The 423-nt window shown below is 77.8% G+C and carries 1 protein-coding gene; it reads right to left on the bottom strand.

Features of this window, described 5'->3' with window-relative positions; all coding sequences use genetic code 11:
- Positions 1-423: zinc-binding dehydrogenase (locus E2E34_RS35110; RefSeq protein ID WP_138905813.1), on the bottom strand; the 423-nt coding region annotated here is incomplete at both ends.

The raw sequence follows: 423 nt of genomic DNA, 5'->3' as shown, positions 1-423 counted from the left end.
CCCCCGCACCGTGAGCAGCGCCTTGCCCGCCACGGCGCGGGCTTCGATCGCCGTGTGGGCTTCCGCCGCCCGCGCCAGCGGGAAGGTCCGCGCGATCACCGGGCGCAGCCGGCCCGCCTCCGCCTCCGCCAGGGCCGAGGACAGCAGCCGCGCGATGTCCTGTGCCCCGTACTGCACCTCGCTGATCCCCCGCAGCGTGATCCCGCGCCGCTTCGCCACCTCCGCGTCGATCGGCGCGAAGCCGCCGCTGGACGCGCCGTGAGCCGAGACGCGGCCGCCGTCGACCGTCAGGGCGAAGGCGGCCAGGCCGAGTTCGCCGCCCACGCCGTCGAGCAGTACGTCGGCTCCCGCGCCCCCGAGCGCTTCGCGGGCCCGCTCGGTCCAGCCCGCCTCCGCGTAGTCGACGACCGCGTCGGCGCCCAG

It is taken from the genome of Streptomyces albidochromogenes (assembly GCF_005981925.1).
GTDB lineage: Bacteria > Actinomycetota > Actinomycetes > Streptomycetales > Streptomycetaceae > Streptomyces > Streptomyces albidochromogenes.
This window is presented reverse-complemented; position numbering and strand designations above follow the sequence as displayed.